The organism is Sphingobium sp. WR1 (genome assembly GCF_059693745.1).
This window is the reverse complement of the sequence record NZ_JCATID010000017.1, coordinates 1-14,417: the sequence shown is the minus strand read 5'-3', so window position 1 is coordinate 14,417 and position 14,417 is coordinate 1. Positions and strand designations below refer to the sequence as shown.

The window sequence follows — 14,417 nt, the reverse complement described above, 5'->3', positions numbered from 1 at the left end:
AGGACACCCTGATGACAATAGAACCAGGAACCGTGGTTTCGGGCCTAACAGCGGAGGAGCGCACCGCTGTCGAGACCTTCTACAAAGCGTTCGAGGGCCGACCCGAGCTTCTCAACGAAGCGGTCACCGAGGATTGGCAAGACATTCCGCTTGCTCCCGGTCAGCAGCCTGGCCGCGAGGGCATGAAGCCCTTGATCGACGGGTTCAAGGCCGCATTCCCCGACACAAAAGTTAATTTGCACGAGATCATCGGCGCGGGCGGCCGCGTCGCTGTGCGTGCATCGATTTCGGGTACGCATCTCGGCGATTGGTTTGGCGTCGCGGCCACTGGCAAATCCTTCGAAATGCCCATCCACGAGTTTCATCACATCACCGACGGGAAGCTGACCCATACCTGGCATCTGGAAGACTGGCTCGGATGGCTCTTCCAGGTTGGTGCGTGGCCGGCTGGCAAGCAGGAGACGGTGTGATGAAGGCTGTTCGTATCAACGGCTACAACGCTGCTCCGTCGCTCGAGGAAATTGCTAAGCCAGTCCCAGGTGCCGGCGAAGTTCTGGTGCGGGTCAAGGCTGCGGGCCTCAATCCGCTCGATGTCAAACTCCATCGCGGGTATATGGAGCAATTCTTCCCCCTGCAGTTTCCGTACACGCTCGGCACCGACCTGGCCGGTAGCATCGAAGAAATTGGCCCGGATGTCTTGGGATGGTCGATCGGCGATCAGATTGTCGCAAGAACAGACCCAACGGCAGGCGGCGCGATTGCCGAGTATGTCGTGGTGTCCGCGGGTTATCTGACTACGGCACCGTCGACAGTTCCGCTGGATGACGCGGCTGGAATCCCGACGGCGGCCGGCACGGCGTGGCAGGCGCTGTTCGAAAGCGTCAATCTGACGAGTGGCCAATCTGTGCTGATCCATGCGGGTGCAGGTGGCGTCGGAAGTTTCGCGATCCAATTTGCGCGCGATGCAGGCGCCCGAGTGTCTGCGACCGCTTCGGGCGACGGGGTCTCCATTGCGCGGCAGCTCGGGGCGGACAAAGTGATTGACTATCTATCGTCCGATTTCACGAAGAGCATTTCCGATGCTGATGTCGTGCTCGATACGATCGGCGGCGATACGCAGCATCAGTCCTACAGTGTGCTCCGCGTGGGTGGCAATCTCCTCGCCACGGCCATGCCGCCGGACGAAGCGTCGGCGAAGGCGCATAAGGTCGAAGCTGGCTTTGTCTTTCACGCTTCCGACGGTGAACGCCTGCGGCGCGTGGTGGAGGCGATCGACACGCGCGGAGTGACGATCCTGATTGACCGCAAGGTGCCGCTGGATCGCTTCGCCGAAGCTTTCGCACACCAGGCATCCGGGCGGGCCCGCGGCAAGATCATCGTCGAAGTCGACGCCTGATTTCCAAGGTTGGCAGCCGGCTTGGCGCCGGCTGCCAACCTCGATCGTCTGATCAACGGCAATTCCACTCAACCGCCGAAACGATCGGCAGCGACCACCAAGCCAAGAGCGCAGAACACAGGAGACGTGTGATGGAGACTGAAAGCAGGCTGCATGCAGACAGACGCGATGTGCTGAAGGTGGCGGCCTTGGCTGGATTGCTCGGCATCATTCCATTCCCCGCCAGCGCGCAGGAGCAGGAAGTCATCTTCAAATTGCCGGCGCGGCCTTTGCCAGTCGTGGACACGCGATACCCCGCTGAAATCGCGCCAGGCGTTTTTCTTATTCCAGATAAACGCATTCCGCTGGTTCCGAACATCGGGATCATCATCGGAAAGGAGAGCGTACTTGTGGTCGATTGCGGGCTTGGCGTCTCCAGTGCGGAAAACGTTCTTCGACTAACGCGAGAGCTCGCGCCTGGAAGAAAAATCATTCTCACTGTCACGCACGCCCATCCGGAGCATGGGTTCGGTGCTCAGGTTTTCAGGAATGACGCCCGGATCTACTACAACAGTGCGCAACGCGATTACTTCGCGCGCTCGGGCCAGGCCTTGCTTGACGGCTTCAGGGCCGGTGTCCTGCCTGAGGGGCAGAAGCACTTGCTGGACGACATCGTCCTGACGCCGCCGCACGAAACCTACGACACGGCAGAATCGACTCTTGATCTAGGGGGCCGCCAGATTCGGCTGAAGACATGGGGCACCGCCCATTCTCCGGGAGACCAGATCGTCTTCCTTCCAGGCGAGCGCATCTTGTTTGGTGGCGATCTGCTCGAAGAGCGGATGTTTCCAATCGTGCCGTTCTTTCCGCCGATGATCGGCGCAGGAGACATCGATCTAGCCAAATGGACAGTGGCGCTGAACGATATCATTGGACTGCAGCCACGCGCGATCGTTCCTGGTCATGGCAATCTCGGGGGCACCGAGATGCCTGAGTCAATCCTGGGCTACTTCCAGTCGCTCCAGGTTGCTGCGCAAGCTCGGGGTACGTCGGACGCCGACGCCCAACGACGTCTCCGAGATCAATATCCCACCTGGGAGAACCCCGAGTTTATCGGTCCAGCGGTCCGGTTCCTTCGGCAGCGCGGATAGGCGCTTTGGGAAAGAGCCATGCGATCCCGGTAGCGGAGCAGGGCAGCTTCCGGCATGCCGCAGAGATCCTCACTCTCTCCTGGTCGACCGTGACTCGTCGGGTTCAATTAATGGAAAAACGCCTAGGCGCTCCGCTTTTCGATCGCGACAAAGGCGGGGCGCGTTTGACGCCAATCTGCGGTCGCGAGAGGCGCTAAACTCAAGTGTCGGAAAAGCGGACACCGCGGGCGCCACATAGGTGGGGCCCTTGCCAACGACCAGCGCGCCGCGAAACTCGGCCAGCTAGTCGGAGATTCTAAAAGTGCTCGCCGACCATCTCCTCGCTCTTGGCCCAGAGCGCCTTGGCCCTGTCGCCGTCGAGCGCGTAGGGCACGACACCGCCCTCGCTTCCCTCACCAGTCAGCAGTCCGGCCACGTGGCAATCTTCGCAGTAACGGCCGCCGACTTCGTCGGCGGGCGCCACCGCCGCGGCCCAAACGGACGTTGCCGCACCCTGCGGTATCGACTTGTATGCCATGTGGACGACGCCATGCGCCTTCTGGGTGTAGTCGATCATCGCCGTGATCTTCTCGGCCGAGTCTGATGCCATGTGACGGCCGAGATCTGTTTCTTGAACGACGCCGGGGTGGATCGCCGTTGCGCGCACGCCGCGCTCGCGGTGACGCCGATCGAACTCGACTGCGAAGAGGATATTGGCGGTCTTTGAGCGCCCATAGGCAACCAGCTCATCATAGGCCGTCCGTTCGAAGCTGGGGTCGTCGAGGTCGACATCCGAAAAGCGGTGCCCGCCGGACGACACCATCACCAGCCTGCCGCCTGCACGCAGCAGCGAGGCGATGCGGTTCACCAACACGAAATGGCCGAGATGGTTGGTCCCGAACTGGGTTTCGAATCCGTCGCGCGTCTGGCCTTGCGGAGTGGCCATTACCCCTGCATTGGCGATGATGATGTCAAAGGGGCGACCATCCGCCAAGAGCGCGTCGGCGCAGGCGCGTACGTTGGCAAGCGATGCCAGGTCCAGTTCCACGAGCTCGATGTTGGCGCCGGACACTACAGCCGCGGCCCGTACCGCCGCGGTGGCGCTGTCTGCCTTGGCGAGATCACGGGCGGCTCCGACGACATCTGCTCCGCGCGCGACGAGAGCACGCGATGTTTCGAGGCCGATACCTGAGGAAACGCCGGTCACAAGGATACGCTTGCCGGTGAGATCGACGCCGGCGAGCACGTCGTCCGCCGTTGATCGTGCTCCGAAGGTTTGGGTCTGGTGGGCTGTTTCGGTGTTGGTCATATGAGCTCTTCCCGTGTTGGTGTTGGCCGGCGACGCGTCGAGCCGCGCCGATCTGGTGCAAAAGGTGGGAAGAGACCTTGGCCCGCCGAAGTCCGTTCCTATCCAAGTCTTGCCTAATTCTATCAAAATTAGTCCGTGCGCCGTACCCGAGACTTGTTCTTGCGATGGACAAGAGTGATGTTGCGGCATGCAGGAACAGATCAGCCGCATACGCCGGATCGTCGAACGTCACGCCGAGGGTGAACAGCCTGCGACGATCCTGCCGCGTGTCAGGCTCTATGTTGGCCGCTCCACAACGACGGCGACGATCGGCGTATATGAGCTCTCGTTGTGCATGGTCTTCCAGGGCGCCAAGCAACTGGTGATCGGCGATCAGGTGTTGCGCTATGATCCCGCCAACTACTTCGTTGCCGCCGTGGAGGTTCCCGCCTCCGTCTGCGTGTCGGAAGCGACACCGTTGCAGCCTTATGTCGGTGTGAGCATGATGCTGGATCCGACCACGCTGGCGTCTCTGACCCTGGAGATGCCCGATCGCGCGGAGGATCAAGGCGTCGGCTTCGCCGTGAGCGCGGTCACGCCAGAGTTGCTCGATGCGTTCGCGCGGCTCCTTTCCCTTCTCGACGCACCAGACGATTTGCCGGTGCTCGGGCCGCTGCACGAGCGGGAGGTGCTTTACCGTCTGCTCCAGGGGCCGCATGGCGGGGCGCTTCGCCAGATCGCGCGCGCCGACAGCCGCTTGAGCCGGGTGCGCCAAGCGATCGCCTGGATGCGATCGCATTTCGCAGAATCTCTCTGCGTGGAGGAACTGGCTGAATTCGCAGGGATGAGCCCGGCGTCATTTTATCGTCACTTCAAGGCGGCGACGACGGTAAGTCCGCTGCAATATCAAAAGATGCTCCGTCTGCAGGAAGCGAGGCGATTAATCCTGGTCAACGGCGATGCCGCAGGCACGGCCCACAGGGTCGGCTATGAGAGCGCGTCGCAATTCAACCGCGAATATTCTCGCATGTTCGGCGCGCCGCCCGGCCGGGACTTGAAGCGTCTGCGTGCCGGCTTCAAGGATGCGCGCGACGTACCGGATCGTCCCGGCCGGAAAGCGGGGCGCGTTTGACGCGGGCCCGCGCTTCCGCAGAGACGCGTCGCCTGGCGCTGAGTTATTGGCGCCAGGCTGCTGAAAACCTACTCGCGGCGAGGCAAGGCGAGATTAGTCATGTCAATCGGCGTGCACAATGCTTCCACGGGGCGGACGCCAGGAATCCTCATCGACACTTCAGCGACTGCGCGGCCAACCACTCTTGCTAATTCCGTGATCGCCGCGTCTGCAACGCCTAGACGGCCGCAGCCGCCTCAATCTCCGGAAGGAACTTTGCGAGGAACACTTCACGGGTGATCTGCCCCATATCGACTGCCTTTGCATTGCCGCCGGCGACCACGGTGACGTCCCCGATACCGATGATCTTCAGGATCATGCGCAGGTAAGTCGTGGCCAGGTCGAGGTCTCGGATAGGCGAACCCTCGGTGTAAACCCCGCCTGATGCCATCAGGATCGTACACTTCTTGCCGTGAACCAAGCCGTCGCCTGCGAACCCAAGGGTGATGCCCTTGCGAACGATATGGTCGATATAGGCCTTGAGATTGGCCGGCACGTTGTAATTGTGGACCGGGGTTCCAATCGCGATGTGATCCGCTTCGAAAATTTCGGCGACCAGTTCATCGGACAGCTTCATCAACTCCTTCATCTCGTCGGTATGCTGCTCGACCGGCGTGAAATACGCGCCGAGCCAGGGCATTGTCAGGAAGCCCAATTCCGTTTTGATGAGATCGCGTTCGATCACGCGACCATCGGGATTATGCGTCCGCCAGTCCGCCACGAATTGGGCAGTGAGAGCGCGGGACATCGAGTGTTCGCCCCGGGGGCTTGCTTCGATGACTAACAGGGTGGCCATGCTTAGTTCCTTCTTGAGTTGATCGCGCCGGTTGCTGCCGGCGGAGTGGAAAGGTTCAGCCGAAGCGGAATCCCGAGATCGGCTTGCCGAGGGCGTGGCCGTGGAACGCAACCGTCCCCGCCTCGCCAGAAGCGGCGCCGGCTGCGACCATCAGCGGAAGGAGATGGTCTTCATGCGGCTGCGCGTACCGGGCGCCGGGCGCGGCTTCCCAGTTAATCAGCAACTGCTCGCGTGTGGCGGCCAGGGTAACCGCGTCGCGAAGCCAGGCGTCGAACGCTTCCGCCTCGGGATCAATGGCCGTCCCGCCAAGGCCACGCATGTTATGGTAGGTCTGGCCGCTGCCGATGATGAGGACACCTTCGTCGCGCAACGGCCTGAGCGCTCGACCGATCGCAAGATGCGCTGCCGGCTGGAGGCCGCGCTGCATCGACAACTGCACAACCGGCAGATCTGCCTCTGGGAAGGCGATCTTCAGCGGCACGAACACGCCGTGATCATATCCGCGCTCGCCGTCCACTCCGCTGGGGATGCCGCTGGCACTCAGGAGTTTACTAACGCGGCGGGCAATCTCAGGCGACCCCGGTGCGGGCCAGGTCAGCTCGTACGTGTAGCCAGGGAAGCCGTGATAGTCGAACAACAGCGGCGGCGCTGGGGATGTGTTGACGGTCGGCACCGCTTCTTCCCAATGCCCTGATACGACAAGTAGCGCCCGCGGTTTGGTGTCGAGCGCACCGGAGAAACCGAGCAAATAATTTTCGAGAGAACTCCACGCCGTGCGCATCGGCCCTGGCCGCAGGAAAAAACAGGGGCCACCGCCGTGGTTGATGAAGAATGTCGGTTGCATTCCCAACCAGATAAGCCTCTATTTATCACATAAAAAGAGATCAAATTGTGATGGTTTCTATCGGTTGGAGTGATGGACTTGATCGGCAACCTCACGCTTGATCAACTGCGAGTGCTTCTTGCGGTCAGCAGCAGCGGCAGCTTCTCGGCGGCTGGACGCTCTCTTGGCCGGGTCCAGTCGGCGATCAGCCAGACGATCAGGACTCTGGAGGAAACCCAAGGCGTGGCGCTGTTCGACCGCCGCAGCCACAAGCCTACCCTCACCCCCGTCGGCGAGGTGCTTGTCGAGCAAGCGCGTAGGGTCGTCGCCAGCGCGGACCATTTCGAGGCCATCGCAGCAGGTACGAAGATCGGGCTCGAGCCCGCGCTGAACCTTGCGATCGATCCGCTTGTCCCCACGGAGCCGTTCATCGACAGCCTGCGTGCGCTGCGTGATAGATTTCCGAATCTTCCGGTCTCGTTTTCTACAGAGGGTGTCGGCGGAGCCGAGCGTCGACTAAGAGATGGCTCGGCATCCCTGGCGATCTGCCTGCTCCTGCCGGTTGTTCCCGATGATTTGGCAGCTTACCCACTCGTCGAACTCAACCTCGTCCCCGTCGCCGCCGCGGATCATCCGCTGGCGCAGCTCGGACGACGGCTCGACCGTGCCGATCTCGAGGAGCATGTCCAACTGGTCCTATCCGATGCTGTCGGCGTTCACGGCCCCAGCTACGGTGTCGTGGGCAGCCGGGTCTGGCGCTTCGTCGACCTGGGGCGTAGGCTCGACTTTCTGCTGGCCGGCTTTGGCTGGTGCAAAATGCCTCCCTACCTGATCGAGCGCTACCTGGCGGACGGGAACCTTGTGCTATTGAACATCGCTGACGAGGACCTCGCGCCGACGGGTACACTCCCCGTACATGCCGCACATGTTCGAAACCAGCCATTGGGGCGCGGCGGGAGTTGGCTTCTTGACGATCTGCGCAAGAGGTTGATGACCTGACTATGTGCTAGAGTCGGCGGCGCCACTTCGATGCCCCGGTTCCTTGCCGCCGCCGTTCGTCGCCTGCCCGAGTCCGCGATGACCAGCAGACGCGGCGCTGATTGAGCATGGCTGAATTCGCCGCCGCGCGCTCACGCGCACAAGGCTGGCGAGCTGGAGCCGTGCATCGCCAAAACGCGCGAGCGATTCTTTGGCATCTTGCAATGCACCAAGCACTGCCTTCCGATAGCGCGCGATGGTCCGGCTTTTCGTATCGCAGAGGCTATTGCTCGCCACGAAGCTGACGCGCCGCTCCCCCCCAGTCCTCGATGTGATAGGTGCGAACGATCTTCCCACCCTCTACTTCATGGACGTCGAGCGTCATGATTGCGAAGGATCGCCCTTCGGGCGCAATACCCATAAACGGTTCGGTCGGCGCCCCTGTCGCTTGGCTGCGAACGATAATCCGGCTGCCGGAGACGAGGATTTCTCTGATGTCGAACCGAAAATCGGGGAGCCGAGCGATGCGGGCGCTCCAGCGCGCGATCGTGGCGTCCCGCGTTTCGCATGCGTCGTTGGAGCTGCAATTCTGCCAGTCCGGCGAGGTCGCGGCTTCCAGCCGAGAGCGCACCTCGTCCGCCCTCGAAGCCGTCAAAGCCTCATAGAGCGGCTTGACGATAGCGGCTGCCTCAGTCGGCGCGATCGTTTGCAGACTTGCCGCATCTGGTCCTTGAGCCGTCAAGGCAGCAAGCGCCCCGGCGGCGAACGTCAACTTTTCCATGGCTGGTTTTCCTGATGACGGGAATGGTCGGTATGACGCTCAAAATGCCGGTGGGGTAAGGTCGGAGAGGCCGAATCCTTCTAGAAGTGCGGCTTGTCGCGCATCCTGAATGGCCAGGATGTCCTCGACACCCTTCTTTTGACCATCCACGAAAATGCGGTAGGGCCGTTTGCCGACCGGCTTGGCGAGCGCGTCACGCAGAGCTTCACCCACGGCGGTGACGTCTAAGGACCCACCGTTGGCGTTATCGATGGCCTGCAGCCGCTCACCGAGGGTCTCGGCCCTGGCAGGAAGATCGCCATACTGGGTGACGATCGTTGGGAACGCTGGCGCGACGGCGTGAGCAAAATGCTCGGTTCCCGTGGTGAACGCCCCCGGGACAATGATGATGGTGTCGATGCCAAAGGGCCGCGTCTCCATGCCAATTACCTCCGCCAGAACGTCCCCGGCAGCCTTGGCCGCGGCGTACGGGCCCAGGAATGGCTCCGAAATGTGGGCGGTCGTGCTGCCGACATAGACAAGCGTGCCGCTGCGCTGCCGACGCATGACCGGCAGCACAGCGCGGTTGACGCGCAGCCACGACGTCGCGTTGGTATCGAAAATCCTTTGGAGCTGGTCTGGATCGAATGCCTCGGTAATGCCGGTCATGAGCATGCCGGCATTATTGACGACGACATCGATCCGGCCTTGCTCGACCAGGATCTGATCAACGGCGGCGCGGCAACTCGCCTCCGACAGGACGTCGAGATCCACGATCCGCAGGTCAATATTCTCGGCGGCGGCCAGATCACGTATTGCACTGGCTCGCTTCTCTGCATCCGGCCGTGCCAGTCGCAGACCCGCATACACGGTGTGTCCGGCGTGTGCGAGAGTTGTTGCAATGGCGTGACCGATGCCGGAGCCCGCACCGGTCACGACAATGATCTGTGTGTCCTCGGTCATGCGATGCCTCCATTTGCGCGCACGACCTGGCCGTTGATCCAAGCCGCTTCTGGAGACGCCAGGAAGGTCACAAGATTGGCGATATCATCGGGTCGTCCGATGCGCTTCTGCGGGGCCATGGCAGCCATGCGATCAATATCGGCGTCGGACTTTCCGCGTAAAAACAACTCGGTCTCGACCGGGCCAGGAGCGATGGCGTTCACCGTTATGCCACGCGATCCGAGTTCTTTGGCGATGACGCGGACCATGCCTTCGACGGCGCCCTTCGTGGCATTGTAGATGCTGTAGCCGGGAGCGTTCAGGGCGAGCGTGGTGCTCGAGAAGCCGATCAGTCTGCCGCCGTCGCGCACTTGGCGCGCGGCCTCGCGAAAGGCGTTGAACGTGCCGCGCACGTTGGTTTGAAAGTGTCGATCGAATTCTTCGTCGGTGGCGTCTGCGATCGCAGACGGCGCCATCACGCCAGCGCTCGCAACGAGGACGTCGACGCCGCCGAAGGCCTTTGTGGCCGTTGCGAACAGGTCGCGAACGTCCTCACCGGACGAGACGTCGGCGCCTACCTTGATGGCCGTTCCGCCAAACGCCTCGATCTCACGGACTGTCGTCTCGGCATCTGCCGTCGAGTTTGCATAATTGATGACGACCGCGTGACCCTGGCGTGCCAGCGCGATTGCGCTCGCTCGGCCGATGCCCCTCGATCCTCCGGTAATGACGGCAGTTTTCATGGCTTTTACCCGAGTTGTTTTCAACGCTCGGGTCAGAATAGGTACGCGTGGCACACTCCAGAAATCGATACTTGATATGCTCATTCATTGATGCTGTTTATGAGCGTCGTCCGCCTGCATCTGCGAGCGCATTGCCTGGCGAAGCGGCAAATGGACGCGCCGAGCCAAGCCACCTGTCTAATCGTCGCGCTTGGGCGCGATATCTTCAGAAATCTCCTGCCGAAGCTTCGGCCCGTGAGCGAGTCGCCGGCCGAGGGCGGTCACGAACGCCTAGTAGCGCTCGACTGCTTTCGAGCGCGCCGCAGCCTGTGCGGGCTCGGGTAGCGGCGGGTTTGTCGTTAGCCAGAAGCGGACGAACACGGCCAGTGTTTCCACGGCGATCCCAAGATCGCGGTCCATACGCGCCATTCGCCGGTCGATCTGGTCGAGCCGTTTGGTCGTGCCCGCTTCCTGGCGCTCGGAGGCGTCAGGTGTGATGGTAGCCTTCTTGTGAAAGTCGCAGTGAGATTTTGTCGCTATCCCGCCGATATGAAGCTGACTCCTGCCAGCTCTAGCGCTGTCGTTTTCCACCTTCAGTGATCGCGGTGGCTCTCGCGTTGCGCTGCTTCTGCAATTGATCCAGATATCTCCTCAACAGGACGACGCGCCGAGGGCGGAAGCTGCGACAGGTTGATTGGATCTCGATCATCCGATCGGTCCTGAACATTCGGAAATCGTCGCGCAGGCAGCACCAGGCGAGAACGGTGATGCAGTCTTCATTATAGACCAAGGAGAGCGGCAGGATCTCGCGCTCGCTATTGCGGTCTTGCAAATCGCGGTAGCCGATCCGCACTGCCACTTCCTGCCAGCACGCATCGCGCAGCAGTGTAAGATCTATATCGCCCGCGTATCGCGGCTCGGGTTGGAAAACACGCGCGATCGCATGGACAAGTTGCTGGCCCCGTTCATCCGACAGCGTGGCCGCAACCTTGGTGAGGACTGAAGCGGCCGCGTTCCTGAGCGTCGGATCGCCCCAAGAACCGACCTCGGCTAGACCCAGTGCAAGAGCTTCGATTTCGTCGCGATCCAGCGATTGCGGCGGCAGGGACGGGTCTTCTGACAGCCTGTAGCCATAGCCGCGCTGCCCTTCGATCCGTGCGCCGGCCGCGCGAAGCGCGTCGATGTCGCGATATAGCGCCCGAACGGACACGCCGGTTTCGTCGGCAAGTCGCGCCGCAGTGATCGGCGGTGACATGACGCGGATAAGTTGGAGCAGGCGCAGGAGACGATCGGAACGCGGCATCGCTTGCTGACGGAAATTGGCAGTTGCCTTGAGCTATACAGCCTAGGGGCAGCGAAAGCCAACGCCGCCAGCATCATCCAGGGGCAAATGATGACCTTTACTGTGACGACCCATCTCAATTTTAACGGACAGGCCCGTGCTGCGCTCGACTTCTATGCGCGTGTATTCGACGGAGAGCAGGTTTTGATGACCTATGACGCGATGGGCCAGGCCGAAGTTGCCGCCGCACCCGACGACATCATATGGGGCCAAGTCGTTTCCAAAGATGGCTTCCGGATCATGGCCTTCGACGTGCGGGCCGGGCAGGCATATGATGCAGGCAAGAACGCCTTCTATGTGTCGCTCAGCGGATCGAGTCTTGATGATATTAGGGCGCGCTGGTCGCGATTGGCAGAGGGCGCCACGATCCTGCAAGATCTTGCGCAGACGCAATGGTCGCCGCTCTTTGGCATGCTGATCGACCGTTTCGGCATCACGTGGGTGGTCGACGTTGCGAGAGGCGACACGCACTGAGTGGCGGTCCTCAGGCGCCAGGTCGGTGTTGGCCGCGCGCGCTGTAAGATCGACGGCTGCTTTTTCCGACGTCTTCCCCTCAAAGCAGGTCGTCGGGAAGTCTCCACTTGCAGTCGAAGGCAGCGGGCCGATCGTCGGAAAGGTTGACTCAAGCTAAGATTGCCAGGCCCANCTTCCCCTCAAAGCAGGTCGTCGGGAAGTCTCCACTTGCAGTCGAAGGCAGCGGGCCGATCGTCGGAAAGGTTGACTCAAGCTAAGATTGCCAGGCCCAGCGAAGCGCGCAAGCGAGCTATGTCGCGGGCAGGCGGTTCTCCAAAGTGGCGGCGATATTCGCGACTGAACTGCGATGGGCTTTCGTAACCCACGCTCAAGGCGGCAGTCGCGACATCGATGTCCTGGACCAGCATCAGGCTGCGCGCGTCCTGCAGCCGGAGTTGCTTCTGGAACTGCAGCGGTGTCATCGCCGTCACGGCGCGAAAATGCTCGTGCAGGCTCGACGGACTCATGCCTACTTCCGTGGCAAGCCGCTCGATGCTGAACCGTTCCCGGAAGTTCTTGCCGATCCAGGCGATGGCGCGGCCTACCTGCGCCACTCACCCCGGCCGGAGGTGATGTGACGCATCCTGGCGCCGTCCGGGCCGGCGATTGATCTGCAGCGATGGAAGGCCGCACTTACCGACATCAGGCGATGGCTGATTCGGCAGCTTATGCGCTCCGGTAACGTTGGAGTTTTTCGTAGATGAAATCTTCGATCTCGCGCAGCGCGGCCTGTTTTTCCCGTATTACTACGAGTCGGGTTTCAAGGAACTCGATCGTCTGCCTCCTGCTGGGACGCAACGAACCATAAGCCTTCAACAGCGGCCCGATCTCCTTGAGCGAAAAGCCGAGCTGTTGAGCTTGGCGAACATGTTCGATCGTCTCTAACACATTGGGATCATAATCGCGGTAAACCCGACTTCCCGCCTGGCGGGGCCTCGAGGCGATCAATCCCATCTCCTCATAGTGCCGGATGCCGTCCTTCGACATGCCCGCCATCTTGGCCAATTCATTGATGAGCACACAGCACCTCTTGACTGTGGGGTATCCCCACAGTCTATCTGATGTGTCACTCGTTGAAAACAGCAGGAGTGACATGCATTGGACAAAACTTCGAAACTCGTAGCCCTTGTCACGGGGGCTTCGTCCGGTATGGGCAAGGATATCGCTCGTCGCCTCATTACCGAGGGCTACACGGTCTATGCCGCCGCCCGCCGGGTCGAGCGGATGGCGGATCTTCAAGCCGCAGGCGCAACCGCCGTCGCGCTCGATGTCACCGACGATGCCTCGGCGATTGCAACGATTGATCGGATCCTGCGGGAGCGGTCGCGGATCGACGTGCTGATCAACGCGGCCGGATATGGCCAATACGGCGCTCTCGAAGATGTGCCGATTACCGAGGGACGGCGCCAGCTTGAGACCAACCTGATCGGGCTCGCGCGGATCGTGCAGCTCTGCCTGCCGCACATGCGATCAAGCGGCTCCGGCAAGATCGTCAACATCTCCTCGATCGGGGGGAAGTTCGCGCTGCCGCTTGGGGGCTGGTATCATGCATCCAAGTTCGCGCTTGAGGGCTATTCCGACGCGCTTCGCAACGAGGTCCGACAGTTCGGCATCGACGTCATTGTGATAGAGCCGGGTGGAATTGCCTCTGAGTGGGAGGGGATCGCCCGGGAAGAAGCGGAGCGGCATTCAGGCAATGGCGCCTACGCAGACATGGTCACCAAGCTCAGCAAGATGCAGGGCCGGAAGGCTCCCCCCCCAAGCCTCGTCTCCGACTTGGTCGTGCGTGCACTGAAGGCAAGACGACCGGCGGTTCGATACAGCGGAGGTTTGATGGCGCGCCCCTTACTCTTCTTGCGGCGCCATCTATCGGACCGGATGTTTGACCGCCTGGTGATGGTAGCGTTCCGATGACGGTTATCGGCGCAATCTTCTTGCGACGCCGCGCCAGCGGAACGCGTTCAACGTTAACGCCGTGCTTTGCGCGCATTGATTTCAACTACGACGCTTTCTCGGCCAATGCCCTTGGTAGAACAGTTAAAATGGCGATCAACAAGGCTTTCTAAACGCGTCCACCATACCCCCTGACGCATTCTCCAAAGGCGTCAGGGGGCGTGCGATCACCTCCTGGTTTTCGCCAACGAGCGACGATGGGTCCATTACGATAGGTTGCTGGATGCGCGCGCATATCGTGCAGGGGAGCAGCCCACAGTTCGCCGAAAGGCGGCGCTGAACGCACTTTCCGAGGCATAGCCGGTATCGTTGGCGACGACGGAGATCTTCTTCTTGCCATTTCGCAGCGCATCCTTTGCCAAAGCCATCTTCCAGCGCAGCAAATATTCCATAGGTGCGATGCCGACGGTTTTCTTGAAACGAAGCGCAAAAACGGAACGAGATACCCCCACATGCCTGGCCAACATATCCAATGTCCATCGTTCGCGGACACCCGAATGCAGGGCGCGCAGAGCCTTGCTGATCGCAGGGTCGGACAGAGCATGCAGCTGTGGATCGGCGTGGAAAAAGGACCCCGTTAGCGGGGTGATCGGCGCCCAAAAGGAACCCCTCATCTCGGTGGTT

The 14,417-nt window shown here is 61.3% G+C and carries 19 protein-coding genes; 8 read left to right on the top strand and 11 right to left on the bottom strand.

Features of this window, described 5'->3' with window-relative positions; genetic code table 11:
• The first annotated feature begins 11 nt into the window (after positions 1–11).
• The 4 genes from AC58EF_RS18295 (at position 12) to AC58EF_RS18280 (ending at position 2,723) form a co-directional block, all read left to right on the top strand.
• On the top strand, positions 12–470 hold the full coding sequence (locus AC58EF_RS18295; protein ID WP_495839776.1) for an ester cyclase: 459 nt from the start codon (positions 12–14) through the stop codon (positions 468–470).
• Complete coding sequence (locus tag AC58EF_RS18290; protein WP_497277781.1) at positions 470–1,396, top strand: NADP-dependent oxidoreductase; 927 nt, start codon at positions 470–472, stop codon at positions 1,394–1,396. Before AC58EF_RS18295 ends, AC58EF_RS18290 begins: the two co-directional genes overlap by 1 nt.
• Positions 1,397–1,527: 131 nt before the next feature.
• Complete coding sequence (locus AC58EF_RS18285; RefSeq protein WP_497277780.1) at positions 1,528–2,526, top strand: MBL fold metallo-hydrolase; 999 nt, start codon at positions 1,528–1,530, stop codon at positions 2,524–2,526.
• Positions 2,527–2,531: 5 nt separating this feature from the next.
• Positions 2,532–2,723 (top strand): helix-turn-helix domain-containing protein, encoded by a 192-nt coding sequence (locus tag AC58EF_RS18280; protein WP_497277779.1) that lies wholly within the window; start codon positions 2,532–2,534, stop codon positions 2,721–2,723.
• Positions 2,724–2,821: 98 nt separating this feature from the next.
• On the opposite strand, the gene AC58EF_RS18275 is transcribed toward AC58EF_RS18280, so the two are convergent.
• The gene (locus AC58EF_RS18275; protein WP_497277778.1) at positions 2,822–3,814 is read right to left on the bottom strand and encodes an SDR family NAD(P)-dependent oxidoreductase; all 993 of its coding nucleotides are present in this window, start codon (positions 3,812–3,814) and stop codon (positions 2,822–2,824) included.
• 187 nt (positions 3,815–4,001) lie between these two features.
• Between AC58EF_RS18275 and AC58EF_RS18270 the strand changes: the two genes are divergently transcribed.
• Positions 4,002–4,925, top strand: a complete 924-nt coding sequence (locus tag AC58EF_RS18270; RefSeq protein WP_497277776.1) for an AraC family transcriptional regulator — start codon at positions 4,002–4,004, stop codon at positions 4,923–4,925.
• A 217-nt stretch (positions 4,926–5,142) separates the two neighbouring features.
• Here the strand turns inward: AC58EF_RS18270 and AC58EF_RS18265 are convergent, their stop codons facing one another.
• Both AC58EF_RS18265 and AC58EF_RS18260 read right to left on the bottom strand, forming a co-directional pair.
• Positions 5,143–5,760: an FMN-dependent NADH-azoreductase gene (locus AC58EF_RS18265; RefSeq protein ID WP_497277775.1), complete on the bottom strand. Its 618-nt coding sequence runs from the start codon at positions 5,758–5,760 to the stop codon at positions 5,143–5,145.
• Between the two features lie 55 nt (positions 5,761–5,815).
• The gene (locus AC58EF_RS18260; RefSeq protein WP_497277774.1) at positions 5,816–6,604 is read right to left on the bottom strand and encodes a DODA-type extradiol aromatic ring-opening family dioxygenase; all 789 of its coding nucleotides are present in this window, start codon (positions 6,602–6,604) and stop codon (positions 5,816–5,818) included.
• Between the two features lie 78 nt (positions 6,605–6,682).
• On the opposite strand from AC58EF_RS18260, the gene AC58EF_RS18255 reads away from it, so the two are divergent.
• Positions 6,683–7,582: a LysR family transcriptional regulator gene (locus AC58EF_RS18255; RefSeq protein ID WP_497277772.1), complete on the top strand. Its 900-nt coding sequence runs from the start codon at positions 6,683–6,685 to the stop codon at positions 7,580–7,582.
• A 262-nt stretch (positions 7,583–7,844) separates the two neighbouring features.
• Here the strand turns inward: AC58EF_RS18255 and AC58EF_RS18250 are convergent, their stop codons facing one another.
• The 5 genes from AC58EF_RS18250 to AC58EF_RS18230 form a co-directional block, all read right to left on the bottom strand.
• Positions 7,845–8,333, bottom strand: coding sequence for an ester cyclase (locus AC58EF_RS18250; RefSeq protein WP_497277771.1), 489 nt, complete (start codon positions 8,331–8,333; stop codon positions 7,845–7,847).
• Between the two features lie 48 nt (positions 8,334–8,381).
• Entirely contained in the window at positions 8,382–9,284 is a 903-nt protein-coding gene (locus AC58EF_RS18245) for an SDR family oxidoreductase (protein WP_497277770.1), read from the bottom strand.
• Positions 9,281–10,006: an SDR family oxidoreductase gene (locus AC58EF_RS18240; RefSeq protein ID WP_497277769.1), complete on the bottom strand. Its 726-nt coding sequence runs from the start codon at positions 10,004–10,006 to the stop codon at positions 9,281–9,283. Before AC58EF_RS18240 ends, AC58EF_RS18245 begins: the two co-directional genes overlap by 4 nt.
• Positions 10,007–10,276: 270 nt before the next feature.
• A complete protein-coding gene (locus AC58EF_RS18235; protein WP_497277768.1) occupies positions 10,277–10,576 on the bottom strand; it encodes a hypothetical protein in 300 nt (99 codons plus the stop codon).
• On the bottom strand, positions 10,557–11,240 hold the full coding sequence (locus AC58EF_RS18230) for a helix-turn-helix transcriptional regulator (protein WP_497277767.1): 684 nt from the start codon (positions 11,238–11,240) through the stop codon (positions 10,557–10,559). Before AC58EF_RS18230 ends, AC58EF_RS18235 begins: the two co-directional genes overlap by 20 nt.
• A gap of 12 nt (positions 11,241–11,252) precedes the next feature.
• On the opposite strand from AC58EF_RS18230, the gene AC58EF_RS18225 reads away from it, so the two are divergent.
• On the top strand, positions 11,253–11,801 hold the full coding sequence (locus tag AC58EF_RS18225; protein ID WP_497277766.1) for a VOC family protein: 549 nt from the start codon (positions 11,253–11,255) through the stop codon (positions 11,799–11,801).
• Positions 11,802–12,049: 248 nt separating this feature from the next.
• Here AC58EF_RS18225 and AC58EF_RS18220 read toward each other — a convergent pair whose 3' ends face one another.
• Both AC58EF_RS18220 and AC58EF_RS18215 read right to left on the bottom strand, forming a co-directional pair.
• On the bottom strand, positions 12,050–12,394 hold the full coding sequence (locus AC58EF_RS18220) for a helix-turn-helix domain-containing protein (RefSeq protein WP_497277765.1): 345 nt from the start codon (positions 12,392–12,394) through the stop codon (positions 12,050–12,052).
• A 112-nt stretch (positions 12,395–12,506) separates the two neighbouring features.
• Positions 12,507–12,860: a MerR family transcriptional regulator gene (locus AC58EF_RS18215; RefSeq protein WP_497277764.1), complete on the bottom strand. Its 354-nt coding sequence runs from the start codon at positions 12,858–12,860 to the stop codon at positions 12,507–12,509.
• Between the two features lie 78 nt (positions 12,861–12,938).
• Between AC58EF_RS18215 and AC58EF_RS18210 the strand changes: the two genes are divergently transcribed.
• A complete protein-coding gene (locus tag AC58EF_RS18210) occupies positions 12,939–13,754 on the top strand; it encodes an oxidoreductase (protein ID WP_497277763.1) in 816 nt (271 codons plus the stop codon).
• 245 nt (positions 13,755–13,999) lie between these two features.
• Here AC58EF_RS18210 and AC58EF_RS18205 read toward each other — a convergent pair.
• Positions 14,000–14,417, bottom strand: a 418-nt coding sequence (locus AC58EF_RS18205) for a helix-turn-helix transcriptional regulator (protein WP_497277762.1), incomplete at its 5' end; no start/stop codon positions are given.

What these genes read in the sequence shown, in the direction of transcription:
- AC58EF_RS18285 (WP_497277780.1), top strand. Translation starts at nt 1,528, where the DNA reads ATGGAGACTGAAAGCAGGCTGCATGCAGACAGACGCGATGTGCTGAAG.
- AC58EF_RS18275 (WP_497277778.1), bottom strand. Translation starts at nt 3,814, where the DNA reads ATGACCAACACCGAAACAGCCCACCAGACCCAAACCTTCGGAGCACGA.
- AC58EF_RS18270 (WP_497277776.1), top strand. Translation starts at nt 4,002, where the DNA reads ATGCAGGAACAGATCAGCCGCATACGCCGGATCGTCGAACGTCACGCC.
- AC58EF_RS18260 (WP_497277774.1), bottom strand. Translation starts at nt 6,604, where the DNA reads ATGCAACCGACATTCTTCATCAACCACGGCGGTGGCCCCTGTTTTTTC.
- AC58EF_RS18240 (WP_497277769.1), bottom strand. Translation starts at nt 10,006, where the DNA reads ATGAAAACTGCCGTCATTACCGGAGGATCGAGGGGCATCGGCCGAGCG.
- AC58EF_RS18290 (WP_497277781.1), top strand. Translation starts at nt 470, where the DNA reads ATGAAGGCTGTTCGTATCAACGGCTACAACGCTGCTCCGTCGCTCGAG.
- AC58EF_RS18295 (WP_495839776.1), top strand. Translation starts at nt 12, where the DNA reads ATGACAATAGAACCAGGAACCGTGGTTTCGGGCCTAACAGCGGAGGAG.
- AC58EF_RS18230 (WP_497277767.1), bottom strand. Translation starts at nt 11,240, where the DNA reads ATGTCACCGCCGATCACTGCGGCGCGACTTGCCGACGAAACCGGCGTG.
- AC58EF_RS18245 (WP_497277770.1), bottom strand. Translation starts at nt 9,284, where the DNA reads ATGACCGAGGACACACAGATCATTGTCGTGACCGGTGCGGGCTCCGGC.
- AC58EF_RS18265 (WP_497277775.1), bottom strand. Translation starts at nt 5,760, where the DNA reads ATGGCCACCCTGTTAGTCATCGAAGCAAGCCCCCGGGGCGAACACTCG.